We start from the raw sequence: 18906 nt of genomic DNA, 5'->3' as shown, positions 1-18906 counted from the left end.
TTCGAACTGAATTACGTCGACGAGAGCGAGTCGCCCGAATACCAGGGCCGCTTCACCGTGACGAACTACTACACCGTCGCCTTCACGGCCGACGCTGCTGGCGAGGTTGCCATCGACGATTAGCGGAGAGAAGATGGGATGGATGGGCGGCGCCCCGCCGACTACGGGAGCGGACTCCGGACGACTCTTTGCGGCCGGAATCACCTACATCTGCTGCGAAGCGTGGCCACAGGCCTACGACTGCTTCGTACGCTCGGCTCGGGAAGATGCCCCGACACGCTACAACCAGGCTCTGTGCTGTTTCCATGTGGGATGGTATGAGGAGGGCTACCGGCTGCTCGCAGAGGCCGAACGGCTACTGGACGACAAGCCGGGCAAAGGCTCCGGCCTGGGCATCCCGTCCATGTCGCGGCGGCAGCCTCCCGAGGCCTTTCGCCGCTGGGATTTTGCAAGCGAATTGCCCCGATGTCCGCTGCTTCCCGAGACACCGCGCGACGATGTCCTCACGCTGATCCTCCGCCTGCGGGCCGAGGCGGCCTCCCGACTGGGACGCTGCGAGGAGGTGCGGACGATTGCCGCCCGCCTCGGGCACCGATACAAATACCTTGAAAACCTGCTCAAAACGATCAACCGATGACACCGCTCCGGGAACTCTATGACCTTTATTGCTATCCCGCTCCAGCGAAGGAGGCGCACCGACACGAACTTCTCATGAAAATTCCGATCGACGCACGCGACGAGGACAACTACGGCCGCACGTCGCTGCATATTGCGGCGGAATTTGCCGACTGCGAGGCCATCGCTTCGCTGCTCGACCGCGGGGCCGAGGTGAACGACCGCGACGAAGAGGGGCACACGCCGCTCTTCCGCCTGGCCTCACGCCGCAGCAGGGTACCCGCTCTGGAAGAACCGATTGCCACGGCGGCACGGCTGCTGCTGGATCGCGGTGCGAACCTTCCGCGCTCGGCACGCGGCACGACGGCGCTGCTCGAGGCCGTGCAAAACCGTCACCACGCGATGGCCGCCGTGCTGATCGACTCCGGGCAGCGGCTCGACTCCGCAAACAGCTACGGCGACAATGCCCTGCACATCCTCTGCCGCCGCGCTGCCGATACCGCAAGGGAAATCGCCGGCAAGGAGCGTTTTATCGCCAGCTTCGGCGAACGATGGGTCTCGGAGAAGCAGCAGCGGGAGGCCCGCGAGGAGTTGGAGGAGCTCCAGGCGGAACAGATGCGCTGTTATGCGACGGCGGCACTGCTGCTCCACAGTGGGCAGATCGACCCCGACGAGAAGAACTCTACCGGTCGGCGTGCGTTCGACCTCGCCATGGAGGGCGGAGCCAAATGGGTGGGCGCCCTGCTTTCGGGTGAGGATCCGTTTGATGAACTCACGATGGAGACCGGCGGGATGAACCTCTTCCAGGCGCTGCGAAAAAGGGATCGGAAAGCACTGGAAGCCCTGCTGCAGGCTGCTGTCGATCCCGATGCGGAGTGCGACGACCGCGAAATGAACGACTGGACGGGCAAAACGCCGCTGGTCTGTGCGCTGGAGTGGGGCGAGACCGAAATCGCGGCGATGTTGCTCCGGGCTGGAGCCAATCCCGACCGGCGAACGGCAAAAGGGATGTCTCCCTTTGCCGTCTGGATCGATCAGGGATGTCGCGTATCGGATGGCATGGAGCGATTTGCCCCGCTCATGGAGCTCTTCGAAGAGCGGGGATGGCACCCCGATGCCCCGCAGACGGGGAAAGACGAACGGGCCCTCATGCTGGCGTGCCAGCACGACGACTACGAACTGTCCATCTGGACCTTGCGGCGTCTGCTGAAACAAAAGGTCGAGGTGAATGCCCGCGATGCAATGGGTCGTACGGCCTTGATGCATTTGCTAGGCCCGCACAGCGCTGGGCCGTATCAATCGGAGATGCTGGAGCGGTTGCTGGAGGCCGGTGCCGACCCCTGCGCCGCCGACAACGTGGGGCGCACCGTGCTGCACTATGCGGCCGAGGGCTACACGCATGCGGCGGCGCGGCAGGCGGCCGAGTTGCTCTTCGACTTCGGGCGGCCCGATGTCTCGTCCGCCGACAACGAGGGCCGCACGCCGATAGACATTGCCATGCGCAACAACAACGAGTCGCTTGTGAAATTTTTGCTAAAACACGTCTGAAATCAACGTTATGGATACCTTCCAGACCTTTCTGAACGCCTGCCGAAACGGGCAGAAGAGCATTGTGAAGATCCTCCTCGAACGGGGCGGCATCGACCTCAACCGGCGCGATGCCGAGGGCAACACGGCACTCCATTATGCCTGCCGCGAAGGATACCGGGATCTGGCGGTGCTGTTGCTGGAAAAGGGAGCCGATGCCTCGTCCGCAAACAACCGGGGCGAAACGCCCCTCCACGCCGCCGCCCGAAAGGGCAATCGCGAGATCCTGGCCCGACTTCTCAATGCCGGGGCCGATCCGGATGTCGCCGACCGGGAGGGCTGCACGCCGCTGATGCGGCTCGTAGAGAACCGCCGCACGGATGCCGCTCTGTGGCTGATCGACAGCGGGGCCGACACCGAGGCTACGGACCAGACGGGACACCGCGCACTGGACTACGCCACGGCACACGGGCTGACGGAGGTGGTGGCACGGCTGAGCCAAAACGGATCCGACGCGACGGACAGCCGTGATGCCGAAGGCAACACGCCGCTGCATCAGGCCGTTTACAACGATCAGGCCGAGGTCGTGCGTACACTGCTCGCGGCCTCGAAAGCGCAGCTCAATGCGCCGAACGATGCGGGCGAAACGCCATTGCTGGTGGCGTGCGGACGCGGAAATCTGCACATTGCCCGGATGCTGCTCGACGCCGGAGCCGATGCCAACCGTTCGCTGCCCGACGGGACAACGCCGCTGCATGGGGCGGCACAGGCGGGCAATCGCTTCCTTGTGGAGGCGCTGCTCGGGGCCGGCGCGGCAATCGACGCCCGCAACGGAGTGGGTGAAACCCCGCTGCTCATGGCGGCCCGCGCCGGGAACAACGAAGTCGTGCGCCTGCTTGTGGAGCATCGTGCCGACGTCAATGCGGCGGACAACCTCCAGCACACGGCACTTTACTATGCCGGCGAACGCGGCTTCACGGAGATCGTCGAGCTGCTGCTTGCGGCCGGCGCCGAAGGATAAAATGGATCGAAAACCTTAAAACATACCGAACATGGCAAACGAGAAGATGAAACCCCAAAGTCCGGAGGAGATTGCCCGGGCAGCGCAGGAGGCAGCCCTGAAGCAGATGCGAGCGATGATGGGCTCGATTCCGGGGATAAGCAACATGCCCGATATGGGCGACATGCAGGCACAGATCATGGCGCAGATGCAGGCCGCCGTGCCCAATCTGGCGGAGATTCAGGCGCAGCAGGCCGCCATGGGAACGCTCGGCGGAGTGGATGCCGCCGCCGTGGCCGAAGCCGCCCGGCAGAACATGGCGCAGGCTACCGCAACGATGCAGGCGATGCAGGACGGGAGTCTCGAAAGGGAGTTGCGCGAGGCGAATGCCGCGGCGCTCGACTGGCTGGGCGAGGACGACGGCTGGGAGATCAAGCGCGCCGAGGCGTGCCGGCTGACTGCAGAGCAGTGCCGGCTGATGGCCTTTGCCGCGCCGCTGCTGGTCTACAACGACGAGGCGGTGGATGCCGTCGAGAGCGAGGTCCTGTCCGAAACCTACCGCGCGCAACTTCAGAGCTGGTGGAACATTACGGACCGCGACTCGACGCTCGAAATCGTCCGGTGGCTGCTCCTCGAAGGGCATCATGCGGATGCCGACGCGGCGCTGGCGCTCATGCGCGGCGACCAGTCCGAAGCGGGTGATCCCGAGGAGAAAGCCGAGGATGTGCAGGCCATCGCGGAGTTTATGGTCGAAAACGGGTATTGCACAGTTGAAACGCTTCCGCAGACGGTCATCGCGTGGGATCTGGTGCGCATCGCCAATCTCGGGCGTTGGGCTCTTCACGCCGGTTATCTCTCCGAGGAGGAGATGTGGCAAGTGATGCAGGTGGCGGCCGATACCGCCCGCGAACACTTCTCGTCGTGGGAAGAGTACGGACGCAGCTTCGCCATGGGCCGCGGCGTCTGGCACGGCGACGAGGAGGATTGCCAAACAGCCTGGGAGATCGTCACCGAGCTGCTCGAAGAGGAGACCTCGCCCTGGCGGCAGATTCCGTGGAACGCATAGCAACCCGTCAACGCCGAAACGATGGAACGGGGACTTGAATTCTATGTGATGCTGGCCGTTGTGGCGGTCGGCGCCCTGACGTGGCTTTACAGGAAAGGCAGCCGGGTCTGGCGAACGGTGCGCAAGCTGCGCCGGTCGTTTCAGGAAATTTGCCTGAATCCGAAATCGACGCTCGCTGACGAACCGTGCCGCCAGCTGGCCATCGGGGCGATGTACGCTTCGCAGCAGGGGGCTTGGCAAAACTCGCTGGAAACAGGCATCGACGATACACTGCCCGAGATTTTGGGCAACTGGTGGGGCATCGACTCCACCGTGGAGGCCCGCGAACAGCTGGACTACCTCTGCGAAAAGGGATTCCGCTACTACTGGCCCACGGTGCTCGAGGCCTTTCGGCTCGACGGTCGCGAACGGCAGGACGAACTCCTCCAACAGCGGATGACCTCGCAGGAGGATTACGACAAGGTCTCGTCGCAACTCGAGAATCTGCGGGAGACCTTCGACGAACTCCTCTCGTGCGGCGTGGTCGCCTCGAAAGAAGAGCTCAGCGGCTGCAACGTGACGGGTTGGGATGCCGGGCGCATTGTCTTTCTGGCGCGGGTCTGCTGCGAGATGGGCTACCTCACCGAAGAGGAGGCGTGGGCGTACATCGGACGGGCCGACGCGCTGGCGCATGAGGCGTGCGGGTCGTGGCGCGAACTGGCGATGAGCTACATTCTCGGGCGCTCGCTCTGGGGTGGCAAACGGGCCTACAATTCGGTGATGAAGACGACGGCCGACGTGCTGCTGAGCAACCCCAAGAGCCCGTGGGTGCGCTACCCGTGGTAAGGGCCCGACGAAGCAGTGATGAAAGCCGCGCTGAAATACCCGGTCTTCTACCTTGCTCCCGCGAAGCACATGGTCTATGTCTTCTGGCGGGAGGAGAACGTGACGACACGCCGGCTGCTCGCCGAGGCCGACGGCTGGGCCGGGCAGGAGGTGGTCGACGCCTCCGGGCGTTGCTACACGATCCGCTGCTGTTGGGAGACCGGGCCGGTCGGTCTCTACGGTCGTATCGGACCAACCGACCGGCGCACTGTCCGCTACGACACCGACTTTGAAGAGGCGGTCCGCGATTGTATGCTTCCGAAGCTGCAGGCGTGGATCGCCCGCGAATATCCTCGGTCGGAGTGGTTCCGGGAGACGTGCTGGCGCAACGCTGCCGACTTCCGGCAGGCGGTCTACCGCTGCCGAAGTTTCGAGGAGCTGGCCCGGATGTTCCGCTGCCGCCCCGAGGAGGAGCCCTCTATCCGACGTTCCCTTGTACGCTTTCTCGTCGTGCCCCTCGTTGTCGGAGTGGTTATTTGGCTGTTGGCCCGCTATACATAACAAAAATTGTAAAAATATGAAAATCAGACGCCTGGTCGCATTTATCCTTCTGCTCGCTGCCACAGGCTGCGCAAGCACCCGCAAATCCGCCGAGCTCGACCCGACCTTCGTGGCTTCCGAATCGACCTGGTTGTATCGGGACGCCGAGGTGGTAAACCGCCGGCTGAAGCCCCTCGAGCGTCCGCAGGTGCGCTTCGAGGTCGAGCACGCCATCCGGCACGCTGATTCGGTCTGGGTGGTGGCTCGCGTGACGGTTCCCCACCGCTCGATCCGCCGCGGAGAGTGTTTCAAGGCTATGAGTGTTCTTCAAGCTCCCGAGGGCATCATGGAGCTGGGAGAATTGTCTCTCGACTCGGGCCATTTCATGCCCGATGAAGAGGGAGACGTGGATGTGACAACCCGTCCCGGACGGATGCAGAACCTCTATCTCTCGTGGCGCTTTGCTTGGGACGAGCGCATGCGGATGAATACCTTCATCGTGGTCTTTGCCAGCCTGACCGACGGCCGCCACCTGTTCGAGTATCTGCCCCTGATGCTGCCGCTCTTCTGGATCGATGATACGGAGGATGAGTTTTACTGGCCCCGGTCGGCCGGGATTCCCGAGGAGGCCCTGCTCGATCGTTCACCCTTCGAAACTGCCGTCGAGTGATATGGAAAGAGTTATTCGGTGCGGATTCGTACTACTGCTTGCGCTGATAATTCCTATATGGAGCGCTCGGGGTAAAGAGATTCAGGCGGACAACCATTCCGCCTTCGACGTTGCCCCAAGCAATGCCGCCCGGGCGGTCCTGCTCCACGCCGCCACCCCGGAATGCGACACCGTGCACTGCTGCCTCTCGATCGAAGCCGGGCAGCCGCGGGCTCGGGGCGACTACGAGATTCTGCTCTCCAGCAACCAATATACCGACCGAACCCCGACCATCGTCACGGAGGAGGGGACATCGCTGACATGGCTTCGCAGTTCCTCTTCCGAATCCTGGAGCAACGGCATAACCACACGTATCTGCCGGCACTTCTATCGCTTCTCTCCCGCCAAAAAGGGTGAATACCGGCTTCGTTGCCGGGACCTCTCGTTCGACGGGGTGGCCTACGACGGCGTACTGACGATCCAGGTCGGAGCACCGGAGCTAAATGCCGTTCCCACCTTTCTTTTATGGGTGGCGGGAATCGGTTGTCTGCTCCTCGTTGAAGTATTCATTCGGATTGGATGCCGCAACGAAGCCCGGGTCGATACGGCCGGCTTCATTCGGCGACACCGCAGGCTGCCGCTCAACGCCGAAGGGATCTGGGCCCATTATCTGCTTCCAATCATGCTCCTCTATCTTCCGCTCTTCATGGTCATCATCACCCTCACGGGTATGGTGTCTATCTCGACCAGCGCGCTTCTCTGGACCTCGGGTGTCTGCGTCCCGGTGGCTTTCGTCCTCTTCCGCCTCCAATACCGCAGGCTTTTCTTCCGCTGGAGAAAAACGGTGCTGCCGCCGGAGCGGATCGACGCTTTGCTTCGGGAGCTGGCCGAGCAGTACGACTGGACGATCGACCACATGGACCGGGATTTTTTTGTCGCACACACCCATCCCGCATGGTGGAGCGCCACGTGGGGTGAACAGATCTTCGTCGCGCACGACCGCGGCGGCATCTGGATCAACAGCATCAATGATCTCAACAAACGCAGCTCGATCGTCTCGTTCGGATATAACCGCCGGAATATCCGCCGGGTGACGGAGGCTATCGCAGCACAGGAAAAAGAGACCCATTCATTCACCGATCTAAACCCGACGCCATGACACCGTTGAAAATCACCCCGCTGCCCGGATGCACGCCCGGGACGGTAGAAAAGATCGACGCACTCAACCGCAAACTCGGATCGTTCATCCACGCTCCGCTCAATCTCAAGGAGGTGCTGCGCATGGAGCCGTTCGCCGCCGACGCGGAGGTGGTGCGGGCCGTTGCGGCGACGCTCGACAACTACGCCATCATCCCGACCTCGCCCACGGAGCGCGAACGCCAACGCACGACGGGCCTTCCGAAGGATTACGACATCGTGGGGTTCTGGTACTGCGTGGCGCTTCTCGCCCTTTCGGCAGAGCCGGAGGCTGTGCGTTATTTGCTCGTGCTGGCGCGCATACTGATGGTCGAGGATCCCGCGGAGCTGTTCCTGCTGCGGCGCATCGTCCGCCTGCTGGAGGGATTCCCATTTCCCCACCTGCAGGAACTCAAAAGTCGGATTGAAGGCTTCTACGACACCGTTACGCACCAATTGGAGGCCTTCCGATGGCTGGAGGCCGCCGGGATTCCGTGGCCCGAGTCATACGAATGGGAGGTCACCGCGCAGTTCTCCTCCGACGGCGAGCCCTATGCCGACCCGGCGGCTCCGAAGGAGGAGCGGCGCAGGCGCGTGGTGCTGACACTCCGGCTGAACAGTCCCCGCAGCCTCTACGGCAGTTGCCGCCAGCACAACAGCTACGAGATCTCGCTCCGCAACGAAGACAACACGACACGCGGCCTATGGAACGAAGGCCACGGCGATCTCTTCATCGAAGACCGCCCCATGATGCAGCACCGGATGTTCACACCGCTGCAGCTCCCGGAGCTGTTCGACGCGCTCGAAGGGTTCGGCATCCGGCTGGTGCGCAAGCCCGTGATGGTCTACACAAGTCAGGGGATCCGAAACGCCCATGTGAAAGTGTTTCAGATGCTCGAAGATCAGCTCGAACGCAACTCTTCGGAGGTCGGGCCGCTCGCAGAGGAGGCTTCGGACCGGCCGAAGGAGGCGAGCGATACCGACGGCACCTCGGCTGAAAAGGAACAATTCCCGGAGGTCGGGCGCGCCGTGGAGGAGGCGCTGGACCTGCTCAAATACGACGGTGACGTGAACGATTCGCTGGCCGAGATGCGAAAAAAATGGGGCGAGGGGATTTCGGCGCTGCACGACGCCCGTTTCGACGAGATCGGGGTACAATATGCCTGCCGCCCGCACGAAGAGGGTATGGCCGCTCTCGGACAGGAGCTGACCTGCCACGGATACCGGCTCTACGACCTCGACGGCGACGATATCTACCTCCTCACGTTGCAACCGGAGGCTCACGCTGCGGATTTCGAAAAGGCTTGCGGAAAGGCGGGTCAATATTGTCGGCAGGTGAAGCAGCCGGGACGCGCACCTGGCACTCCAGCCCGCGAAATCGACCCCGGGCGCACAATGCCCTGCGAAGAGGTGCCATGGCCCGATGATGCCGACTACATGCTCGACTCGCTGGCCGGCGACTTTTGCAGCGGGCGGTGGAAAAGCCGCGATGCGGAGGAGTGGCAGGGAAATTTTGTCGCCGATCTCCGCCAGCGTCCGCTGCAACCGGTCAAGGTGCGCTGGAACCGGTTTTGCTGCCTGACCTACTCCCCGGAGATGGATTTCTATGCGGCGTTCTACTACATTCCGCCCATGCAGTGCTGGATGCTTCTCGGGGGCAAGAATCCCCTGGAAGCGAACAGTTGGAAGCGGCTGTGCGACCTGCCGAAACTTGAGTCGCCCTTTCTTTTCCTCGACCAGCGTCCCCGATGGTTCGGCCGTTATCTCTGCTTCGGCGACCGGCAGAGCGCCACGATCCTCACGATGAATCCGCAGGGAGTGGAGCGCGTCCAGCGTTTTCCCCTGCCCAAGGCGCAGCACCCTTGCAGGTTCGCCTGCGACGGACTCGGACGCATCCTCCTTGCACACGACGAAGAGACCTATTGTTTCGAAAACGGCTCGCTCTCACCGCTGGGCTTCCACATATTGAGTGGCGACGGGTTCAACGGCTCCATCCCTGCCCCCGGAACCGGCCGACTGGTGATGTGCGGCTTCTCGGACCGGGAGGTGGTTGCCCGGCTGCTGGAACTCGACGTCGATACGCGCCGCTGCCGGACTACCCGGATGCAGAACGTAGATCCCTGGTCGAACCTCCTCCCGTTTGGAGACGACTGGGTGCTGATCAAAGGAGCTTGCGATTCGATGCGACTGGATTTTGCCCGGCTCTGGAATCGCACGACGAGCGAAGTGCTACGCATCCGTCCCGGGATGTTCGGCAGCGAAAAACTCGAACATATCGGACGGCTGAGCGATGGCCGTGTGGTGCTGACCACACTTCGCTCCCATGTGGGACAAGTCGTGCACTTTCCCGCGGATTTCTGGAATTTCCTCCGCTCGGCCAGTCGTCCGCAAACTCTGGAGCCGATGCAACCCTACGAAACGCTCTATCCAAATATTCCGCTGACACTACCCGAAAGATCATAACAAAACATGCGCATGATTGGGTAAAAGAGGTGGATTAAAACATCATTCACAGCACGTGTGGGGAAAATGTGGGGAAAATCCAGAAAATAAAAATCGCTTAATCCGTATGTATCAGCAGATTAAGCGATTTTCATGGTACCCGGAGCCGGGATCGAACCGGCACGGCCATTACTGGCCACAGGATTTTAAGTCCGGCGTGTCTACCGATTCCACCATCCGGGCGCAGCACTCTCGAAAAGGCAAGCGCAAAAATACGAAATTATTTCAGATTTGCCAAAATCCGGATCTTTTTCACCGCTCAACGCCCGCAGCTGCATCCGCATGCGCGATGATCGCTGCATCATCCCACGGCCCGAACCAGCGGATCTCCGGATCCCGCCGGAACCACGTCAGCTGCCGCTTGGCATAGCGCCGCGAATTCCGTTTGATGAGCGACACCGCCTCTTCATAACTCGTACGACCGTCGAAATAGTCGAAAAATTCCCGGTAGCCCACCGTCTGCAACGCATTCAGCGTCCGATAGGGGTAGAGCGCCCGCGCCTCCGCTTCCAGACCGTCGGCCACCATCCGGTCCACCCGGCGGTCGATCCGCGCGTAAAGCTCCTCACGCGGCAGGTCGACACCCACCTTCACGATCCCGAAAGGACGCGGGCGACGTACTCCCGTACGCTGCTCGGAGTAGGGGCGGCCCGTTTGCAGGCACACCTCCAACGCCCGCATCACGCGCGCCGGATTCCGACGGTCAACCGTCGCGTAATAGGCCGGATCCAACGTCCGGAGCTCGGCGGCCAACGCATCGACACCCTCGGTTTCGAGCCGGCGGCTCAACGCCTCCCGAAGCTCCGGATCCGCCTGCGGAAGATCGTCCATGCCCTCGCACAAGGCCCGCACGTAGAGTCCCGAACCGCCGACGGCAATCACCCAGTCGTGCTTCGCAAAGAGCTTTTCCAGGCAGGACAACGCCTGCATCTCATAGCTTCCGCAGTTCAAGTCTTCGTTCAGGTCGTGCGACGCAATGAAATGATGTTCCGCTGCTTGCAGCTGATCCGGATCAGGCTGGGCCGTACCGATGGCCATGCCCCGATAAAACTGCCGGGAATCGGTGGAGAGAATCGGCGCCCCGTAATGCCGGGCCAGGCGGATGCTCAAATCCGTCTTCCCCGAACCCGTCGGCCCGACGATCACCAGCAAACGCTTAATACTCATCGTCGTAGGAGTCGTCACCTTCGAAATCCCTGAACTCACCCATAACCTCGTCGAAGGCCGATTCCTCCTCCTCGACGCGGTTCTTCGAAGGATCGTACTGGTCCGGAGCCTCCGCACGGGCGAAGATCTCCCGCGGATAAACCGCATCCGGCTCGGCCTCATACACGCCGGTGAGTTCCAGATAGTAGGCCCGGTCGCCGAACAGGTCGAACAGGTAGATCAACCGGTCGCGGTGACGGTGGATCAGCTGCCCCAGCGTCACCCGTTCCATCGTCTCCGGAGCCTCGTCCGTACCGTCGCCCATATCCATCAGCGTGAACTCCCGCAACTTCTCCCAGCGTTCGTCCGCCGTGAAAAACGAAGCCATGCAATCCTCATATTCAAGCGATTGCAGGATAAACCGGTGAAAGTCCAGAAGCGTCGTATCGTACAGCACTTCGTAATCGCGGACGAAATTGTCGTTCTCGTCGCTCAACATCCGGAAGCGGAAAATCATCGACATCGTATCCAAAAGTTTTAATTCGTTCGGTAAATATACTACAATTTTCAGCCATTCAGCGTCTGCAACCACGCAATGACGTCACGGGCATCGGGATAATCCGTCAGGGCCGGAGACTGCGCCCGCCCGAACGGCACCACGCGGCTGTGTGTCAGCGACTCGCTCACGACACATTGCAGTTCGCCGTCGTGTTCCGACAACCATGCCGAAACCTCCGCCGGCGAGTCGTAGTATGCAACGGCGATCCGGCTCAACGCATTCGGAAAGGCCCATTGCTCGACCAGCACCGCGGAGCCCAGGTCCACAAAACGTTCGCCCTGCATGGCCAGCAAGGCGCGCTGTTGCAGGTAATTGTTTTTGTATTTAGGATTTACATCCGTCACTTGAAGCTTCGGTTCCGATCCGCGCGGCAGGAACAGCAGCGACACGTTCCGGCATCCCAGTCCCGAATAGGCCCAGATGTCGTCCGAAAGTCCGGCCCACTGTTCCGCCGTTTCACGCCCGGAAAGTACCGCCACCGACTGGCGGCTCCCCCGCAGCAGCGACGGAATATTCCCGTAGCGGGAGCGGAAATAGCGGTTGGCATTGTCGCTGCCCGTGGCGATCACGGCATCGACCGGACTCGTCCCGTCGTAATATTCGATCGGGAGCGCCGGCTCGACGGCGTGCAGCTGATCCACCATGAACTCCATCAGCACCCGATCCTTCGCCGAGGGTTTGATCACGCAGCGGTGGCCGCTGACCAGCACGCACAGCAGGTCGAAGAAACCCACCAGCGGAATATTCCCGGCCATGATGACCAGCACCCGGTGCGGGTGGAACGGCGGGGGAGCAGGCAGGCGATCGGGCATGCCGGGGTAGGCCGAAAGCCACGCCGCAAGGCGTTCCCGGCACAGCATCTCGTCGGTAATCGCCCGCACGGCGCGTCGGATCTCCGCAGGGGTAAACCAGCCGTTCGCAGCACAGGCCAGGTCGATCGTCCGGCGGGAAGCGTCGTCGGCGCCGAAATCCCGCAGGCGTGCGCCCAGTTCCGAGAAAATGTCAATCGTACGTTTCATCGACGCAAAGATACGATTTCGCCGCTATTTTCCGCCTATCGGCGGCATTCATTTATGGGTCGGATGGTCGGAAAATCCGGATGCCGGAAGACGGAGACGACCAAAAGCGGGTGGCAGATATTCCAAAAAGGAATATCCGGGGCACCTTTGGAAAGGTTTTATCAAACGTATTGTCAATTGGTTAAAACTTTACGAAAAGAGCCCGGGCAAAGCCGCAAAAAAACTTGAAACGTTTGTCTTTATATCTATTTTTGCTTACTTTTGCACAAAGTTATGGATACGGCCCCGAAAAATTTTCGGGAGGGGTGGAATGTGGCCGGCTTCTCGGCCAAAAAACAGAAAGACGAAAAAAAGAGGCGTGTGCGCGAACTACAAAATTTGAGCGTGTCGGAAAACGGCATCGATCCGAATGATACCATTGCCGGACTGATTCGCTCGAAACAAAACAGAAACTGTGTCAGGTGGTATGTCCTGACGCTGCCCATATCCCAGAAGGGATTCTATTGCGGAGACCCCGCCAGAAAGCTCATCGCCGAAATGGACCGCAGAACCCGGAACGGAGAGAAAACATTCGAATTCTTCGCACCTTCCTATATCGAAGTCGCCCGGAAAAACGGAACGATCGTCAGAACAAACAGACCGCTCCTGTACAATTACGTATTTATCCACGCCTCCGAAGCCGAAATCTTCGCACTGAAACAATACATCCCCCAATACAACTTCCTGCCGAAAATCAGAGACGACCGCGAAGAGTACTATCCCTATGTCGCGGACAAGGAGATGGAAAACCTGAAATGGGTGTTCAGCGCCTACGGCTACGAAATCCCCGTCCTGACACCCGGACCCGAACGACTCGCAAAAGGAGACCGCGTGCGGATCATCGACGGAAAATTCAAGGGCGTCGAGGCCACCGTCGTCGCACGCTCCGGTGCCGGATGCAAAAACATCGTGGTCTGCATCGAAAACTGCATGTATGTCCCGCTCATCGCCGTGAAACCCGGCCAATACGAAGTCATCGAACTGAACGGAGACAACGGACACATATATGCCCGGATGAACAACGACCGTATTTTCACAAAGCTGCATGAAGCGATCCTCCGGCTCCACGACGGACAGACCACGGACGAGGACCGCAGTCTCGCCAAAGAGACCATCCTGCAATTCGGAAACCTCATGTTCGAAAGCGTCGCCCTGCGATGCAAACTCTATGCGATGCTCTTGCAGGCATACGCCATTCTCGGCCATTCCGAAAATTTCAATGCCCTGCTCACGACCATCCGGAATTTCCTGCCCCTGATCAACTCCGAATACGCGAAGGCTCTTCTGCTTGTCGCCGCATACGGATGCTCCGACAACGCCCGATTCCACGACCTCGCACACGAAATCGTGGATCCGTGGAGAAAAACAGACCCCGTCAAGAAAAACAAACGCGAACTCATCCGCCGGCTCGATGACTACGATCGCCGGTTCGGACACTGACCCCCGCAAAAAACAGAGACCGATTTCAAAACCCCCATACAGACCTATACAGATACATAAACCGTCATGGACATCCTTTCCCACGTCGTCATCACCTTCCTCATATCTGCCATTCTTGTCGGATGGATCCATCCAAAGATCGTCCAGATCGCGATCCTCAAAAACATCGTCGACAACCCCAATACGCGGAAACTCCAACGAAAACCCGTGCCCGTACTCGGTGGAGTCGCCGTATTCTTCGGCATCGTCGCCGGAATCGGCAGCATGTACGACATCGTAAACACCGAAGTCCTCATGATCGTCGTGCTCGCCATGATGGCCATGCTCTACACCGGAACCATGGACGACATCCTGAACCTCTCGCCCAAATTGAGGTTCCTGATCGAGATCGTCGTCATGCTGCTCCTCATCACCTACGGCGGTTACAGCGTGAACAATTTCCACGGACTCTGGGGTATCGGACGAATCCCGGAATGGGCCGCCATCATCCTCACCCTGTTCGCTTCCATCGGAATCATCAACGCCATCAACCTGATCGACGGCGTTAACGGACTCTCTTCCGGATTCTGCATCCTGGCCTGCTCGCTGTTCGGTGTCCTCTTCCTGCTCTCCGGAAACGTATCCATGACCATCCTCGCAACGGCAAGCGCCGGCGCTCTCATCCCGTTCTTCTTCCACAACGTCTTCGGAAAAACTTCCCGAATGTTCATCGGCGACGGCGGAACCCTCGTCATGGGGATCGTCATGTCCGTATTCGTCATCTCAACGCTCCGGACCCAATCTTTCCCGGCAAAATTCGTAGACGACAACATCGGACTGATCCCCTTCACACTCGCAGTCCTCTCCGTGCCCGTATTCGACACCCTCCGCGTGATGTTTACCCGCATCCTGAAAGGAAACTCCCCGTTCGAACCCGACAAAACCCACCTGCACCACATCTTCATCCAGTTGGGTTGCTCGCACATCATGACAACGCTCGCCATACTCTCCCTGAACCTGCTGGTCGTACTCTGCTGGGGGGGGGTTGTGTGGCTCGGAGGTTCCATCGAAACGCAACTCTACGTGGTGCTCACATTGAGCCTGCTGGTAACCCCCGGACTTTACATCCTGCTAAAAAACAGCATCATACATCGGACCCGGTTCTTCAAGCTGCTCCGACACGTCGGGTACGGCCTGCACATCAGCCGGACCCGCTGGTTCATCAGCATACAAAACCTCGTCGACAAGATCTGATCCGGAACGGAAGGCAACCTGCAATCATGTTATAATAATTACCGGAATATGAAAGGCATCGTTCTGGCCGGCGGCAGCGGCACCCGGCTCTATCCGATTACGAAAGGGGTCAGCAAGCAACTGCTGCCCATCTATGACAAGCCGATGATCTATTATCCCATCTCGGTGCTGATGCTGGCCGGGATCCGGGAGATTCTGATCATCTCGACGCCAGCTGACCTGCCGGGCTTCCGGCGTCTGTTGGGCGACGGTTCCGAGATCGGCGTGCGGTTCGAATACGCCGAGCAGCCCTCGCCCGACGGACTCGCCCAGGCCTTCCTCATCGGTGAGAAATTCATCGGAAACGACGCCGTATGTCTGGTGCTCGGAGACAACATCTTCCACGGAAACGGCTTCTCGGCCCTGCTCAAAGAGGCTGTGGCCAATGCCGAAACGGAGGCAAAGGCCACCGTCTTCGGCTATTGGGTCGACGACCCGGAGCGTTACGGCGTGGCGGAGTTCGACAGTGAGGGCAACTGCCTCTCCATCGAAGAGAAGCCCGCAAAACCCAAGTCCAACTACGCCGTCGTGGGGCTCTACTTCTATCCCAACCGCGTCGTCGGGATCGCCAAAGGAATCAAACCCTCGCCCCGCGGCGAGTTGGAGATCACCGCCGTGAATCAGGAGTTCCTCGCCGCCGGGGAGTTGAAGGTCAAAACCCTCGGGCGCGGCTTCGCATGGCTCGACACCGGAACGCACGACTCTTTCTCGGAGGCATCAATCTTCATCGAAGTAATCGAGAAGCGGCAGGGGCTGAAAATCGCCTGTCTCGAAGGCATCGCCTTCCGCAAAGGGTGGATCTCCGCGGAGCAGATGCGACGGCTGGCGGAACCCATGTGCAAAAACCAATATGGCCAGTATCTGCTCAAAGTAATTGAGGAGAAGCAACAAACCGAAGACTCCGATTTTGTGTAACATGGAAGTGATCAAAACATCCATAGACGGGCTCATCATCATCGAGCCTCATCTGGCATACGACGAACGCGGCTATTTCTTCGAATCCTTCTCCGAACGCGAATTCTGCGAAAAGGTGATGCCCATTCACTTCGTGCAGGACAACGAAAGCAAATCCTCTTATGGCGTGCTGCGCGGGCTGCACTTCCAGAAACCGCCCCATGCACAGTCGAAACTCGTGCGCGTCATCAAGGGCGCCGTGCTGGACGTCGCGGTCGACATCCGGCGCGGATCCCCGACCTTCGGGCAGCATGTCGCCGTGGAACTGACCGAGGAGAACCATCGTCAGTTCTTCATCCCGCGCGGATTCGCCCACGGGTTCAGCGTTCTCTCCGACGAGGTCGTCTTCCAATACAAGTGCGACAACTTCTATGCCCCGCAGTCGGAAGGCGCCCTGGCCTGGGACGACCCCGATCTGGCAATCGACTGGCGGATTCCCGCGGAGAAGGTGATCCTCTCGGAGAAGGATCGTCATCACAGCCGTCTGCACGATGCAGAGTGGCTTTTCGATTACAACATGAAACTCTATTAGGCAATGAACATACTCGTAACGGGCGCCAACGGTCAGTTGGGGCGCGAAATGCAGCGTCTGGGAGCCGTGTCGCCCAACAACTATCTCTTTACGGATGTCGCCGAGCTCGACATCACGGATGCCGCTGCCGTCCGCGCCTGCGTGACGGAGCACCGCATCGAAGCCATCGTCAACTGCGCGGCCTACACCAACGTCGAACGCGCCGAGGAGGACGAAGAGACCGCCGACCGGCTGAACCGTCAGGCGGTGGAAAACCTCGCCCGGACCGCAGCCGAAACCGGGGCGCTGCTGGTACACGTCTCGACGGATTACGTCTTCGACGGACGGGCCTCGGAGCCCTACACCGAGGAGTGCCCGACGGCTCCGCTCGGGGCCTACGGACGAACGAAACGCGCCGGCGAGGAGGCGGTCGTGAAGGCCGGCTGCCGCTACCTGATCCTGCGCACGGCCTGGCTCTACTCCGAATACGGAAACAACTTCCTGAAAACCATGCTGCGTCTGACCGCCGAGCGCGAGTCGCTCAACGTGGTATTCGACCAGGTCGGCACGCCAACCTATGCCGGAGATCTGGCGCTGGCCATCTTTTCGATCCTCGAAGGCGGGCTCGACCGCGGAAACGAGGGTATTTACCACTTCTCGGACGAGGGCGTCTGTTCGTGGTACGATTTCGCCGTGGAGATCGCCCGCGCCGCAGGGCACGACAAGTGCCGGATCGCACCCTGCCGCACCGCGGAGTATCCCACGAAAGCACCGCGCCCCGCCTACTCGGTGCTCGACAAAAGCAAACTCAAACGTACGTTCGGCATCGAGATCCCGCATTGGAGAGAGTCGATGTTCTACTGTCTGAAACGGATCCTGTCCCAGCCGAACCAACCCACCGAAAAACCATGAAACGAAACATTCTGATTACGGGCGGCGCCGGGTTCATCGGCTCGCACGTCGTGCGGCTCTTCGTCACGAAGTATCCGGAGTACCGCATCATCAACCTCGACAAACTGACCTATGCCGGCAACCTCGCCAACCTGAAAGACATCGAACACGCTCCGAACTATACCTTCGTCAAGGCCGACATCTGCGACTTCGAAACCATTCTGTCGCTGATGCGGCAGTATGAGGTGGACGGCATCATCCACCTGGCGGCAGAGAGCCATGTCGACCGTTCGATCCGCGATCCCTTCACTTTCGCACGAACGAACGTCATGGGAACGCTCTCGCTGCTCGAAGCGGCCCGCCGCTGCTGGGAATCACGTCCCGAGCGGTTCGAGGGCAAGCTCTTCTACCACATCTCGACCGACGAGGTATACGGCGCATTGGAACTGACCCGGCCCGAAGGGATCAAGCCGCCATTCTCGACGACGGCATCCTCGGCGGAACATCATCTGGCCTACGGCGAGGAGTTCTTCCTCGAAACGACGAAGTACAACCCCCACAGCCCCTATTCGGCATCGAAGGCGTCGAGCGACCACTTCGTGAGGGCCTATCACGACACGTACGGCATGCCGACGCTGGTGACCAACTGCTCGAACAACTACGGGCCCTACCAGTTCCCGGAAAAGTTGATCCCGCTCTTCATCAACAACATCCGTCACCGCCGGCCGCTGCCCGTCTACGGAAAGGGCGAGAATGTCCGCGACTGGCTCTACGTGGAGGATCACGCAAGGGCCATCGACCTGATCTTCCACCGGGGAAAGGTGGCCGAGACGTACAACATCGGCGGATTCAACGAGTGGAAGAACATCGACCTGATCAAAGTGGTCATCCGGACGGTCGACCGGCTGCTGGGACGACACGAAGGGGAGGACATGAAGCTGATCACCTTCGTCACCGACCGCGCCGGACACGATCTGCGCTATGCGATCGACTCGTCGAAGTTGCAGCGCGAATTGGGTTGGGAGCCTTCGTTGCAGTTCGAGGAGGGAATCGAGAAGACCGTCCGCTGGTATCTCGACAACCAGGCCTGGATGGACAACATCACCTCCGGTGATTACGAGAAGTATTACGACGAAATGTATAAAAACAGGTAAGTCGGAATTCCCCCATCCCCGAATGGATGCGGGAGAAGGGGG

18 protein-coding genes and 1 tRNA gene are annotated in these 18906 nt (G+C 60.2%); 15 read left to right on the top strand and 4 right to left on the bottom strand.

From position 1 onward, the window contains the following. Positions 1–133 precede the first annotated feature (133 nt). The 9 genes from B5G16_RS09825 (at position 134) to B5G16_RS09785 (ending at position 9840) form a co-directional block, all read left to right on the top strand. Positions 134–637, top strand: coding sequence for a hypothetical protein (locus tag B5G16_RS09825; RefSeq protein ID WP_087263568.1), 504 nt, complete (start codon positions 134–136; stop codon positions 635–637). Positions 638–711: 74 nt separating this feature from the next. Beyond that, on the top strand, positions 712–2163 hold the full coding sequence (locus B5G16_RS09820; protein WP_162612054.1) for an ankyrin repeat domain-containing protein: 1452 nt from the start codon (positions 712–714) through the stop codon (positions 2161–2163). Between the two features lie 10 nt (positions 2164–2173). Continuing rightward, entirely contained in the window at positions 2174–3163 is a 990-nt protein-coding gene (locus tag B5G16_RS09815) for an ankyrin repeat domain-containing protein (protein WP_087263566.1), read from the top strand. A 31-nt stretch (positions 3164–3194) separates the two neighbouring features. Next, positions 3195–4208 (top strand): DUF1266 domain-containing protein, encoded by a 1014-nt coding sequence (locus B5G16_RS09810; RefSeq protein ID WP_087263565.1) that lies wholly within the window; start codon positions 3195–3197, stop codon positions 4206–4208. 21 nt (positions 4209–4229) lie between these two features. Then, positions 4230–5033 carry a DUF1266 domain-containing protein gene (locus B5G16_RS09805; RefSeq protein WP_087263564.1) on the top strand — a complete coding sequence of 268 codons (804 nt, stop codon included), beginning with the start codon at positions 4230–4232 and terminating at the stop codon, positions 5031–5033. Positions 5034–5051: 18 nt separating this feature from the next. Beyond that, the gene (locus B5G16_RS09800) at positions 5052–5573 is read left to right on the top strand and encodes a hypothetical protein (RefSeq protein WP_087263563.1); all 522 of its coding nucleotides are present in this window, start codon (positions 5052–5054) and stop codon (positions 5571–5573) included. 16 nt (positions 5574–5589) lie between these two features. Beyond that, positions 5590–6222, top strand: coding sequence for a hypothetical protein (locus B5G16_RS09795; protein ID WP_087263562.1), 633 nt, complete (start codon positions 5590–5592; stop codon positions 6220–6222). Between the two features lies 1 nt (position 6223). Next, the gene (locus B5G16_RS09790) at positions 6224–7360 is read left to right on the top strand and encodes a hypothetical protein (RefSeq protein ID WP_087263561.1); all 1137 of its coding nucleotides are present in this window, start codon (positions 6224–6226) and stop codon (positions 7358–7360) included. Then, entirely contained in the window at positions 7357–9840 is a 2484-nt protein-coding gene (locus B5G16_RS09785; protein ID WP_143260864.1) for a hypothetical protein, read from the top strand. The genes B5G16_RS09790 and B5G16_RS09785 overlap by 4 nt, the downstream gene beginning before the upstream one ends. Positions 9841–9973: 133 nt before the next feature. Here B5G16_RS09785 and B5G16_RS09780 read toward each other — a convergent pair. The 4 genes from B5G16_RS09780 to B5G16_RS09765 all read right to left on the bottom strand — a co-directional run bounded on the left by B5G16_RS09780 (position 9974) and on the right by B5G16_RS09765 (position 12603). Beyond that, positions 9974–10062 (bottom strand) — tRNA-Leu (locus tag B5G16_RS09780). Positions 10063–10131: 69 nt separating this feature from the next. Next, positions 10132–11046: a tRNA (adenosine(37)-N6)-dimethylallyltransferase MiaA gene (miaA, locus tag B5G16_RS09775; RefSeq protein ID WP_087263559.1), complete on the bottom strand. Its 915-nt coding sequence runs from the start codon at positions 11044–11046 to the stop codon at positions 10132–10134. After that, positions 11036–11548, bottom strand: a complete 513-nt coding sequence (locus tag B5G16_RS09770; protein ID WP_087263570.1) for an IS1096 element passenger TnpR family protein — start codon at positions 11546–11548, stop codon at positions 11036–11038. Before B5G16_RS09770 ends, miaA begins: the two co-directional genes overlap by 11 nt. 44 nt (positions 11549–11592) lie before the next feature. After that, complete coding sequence (locus B5G16_RS09765; RefSeq protein WP_087263558.1) at positions 11593–12603, bottom strand: acyl-CoA reductase; 1011 nt, start codon at positions 12601–12603, stop codon at positions 11593–11595. A gap of 360 nt (positions 12604–12963) precedes the next feature. Between B5G16_RS09765 and B5G16_RS09760 the strand changes: the two genes are divergently transcribed. The 6 genes from B5G16_RS09760 to B5G16_RS09735 all read left to right on the top strand — a co-directional run bounded on the left by B5G16_RS09760 (position 12964) and on the right by B5G16_RS09735 (position 18864). Next, positions 12964–14082, top strand: coding sequence for a KOW motif-containing protein (locus B5G16_RS09760; protein ID WP_239406076.1), 1119 nt, complete (start codon positions 12964–12966; stop codon positions 14080–14082). Between the two features lie 66 nt (positions 14083–14148). Next, complete coding sequence (locus tag B5G16_RS09755; protein ID WP_087263557.1) at positions 14149–15315, top strand: MraY family glycosyltransferase; 1167 nt, start codon at positions 14149–14151, stop codon at positions 15313–15315. A gap of 48 nt (positions 15316–15363) precedes the next feature. Then, positions 15364–16269 carry a glucose-1-phosphate thymidylyltransferase RfbA gene (gene rfbA, locus B5G16_RS09750; protein WP_087263556.1) on the top strand — a complete coding sequence of 302 codons (906 nt, stop codon included), beginning with the start codon at positions 15364–15366 and terminating at the stop codon, positions 16267–16269. 1 nt (position 16270) lies between these two features. Next, entirely contained in the window at positions 16271–16840 is a 570-nt protein-coding gene (gene rfbC / locus B5G16_RS09745) for a dTDP-4-dehydrorhamnose 3,5-epimerase (RefSeq protein WP_087263555.1), read from the top strand. 3 nt (positions 16841–16843) lie between these two features. Next, entirely contained in the window at positions 16844–17731 is an 888-nt protein-coding gene (gene rfbD / locus B5G16_RS09740; protein ID WP_087263554.1) for a dTDP-4-dehydrorhamnose reductase, read from the top strand. Beyond that, entirely contained in the window at positions 17728–18864 is a 1137-nt protein-coding gene (locus tag B5G16_RS09735) for a dTDP-glucose 4,6-dehydratase (protein WP_087263553.1), read from the top strand. The genes rfbD and B5G16_RS09735 overlap by 4 nt, the downstream gene beginning before the upstream one ends. Positions 18865–18906 lie beyond the last annotated feature (42 nt).

Source organism: Alistipes sp. An66 (assembly GCF_002161445.1).
In the GTDB taxonomy this organism is placed as follows: Bacteria; Bacteroidota; Bacteroidia; order Bacteroidales; family Rikenellaceae; genus Alistipes; species Alistipes cottocaccae.
This window is presented reverse-complemented; position numbering and strand designations above follow the sequence as displayed.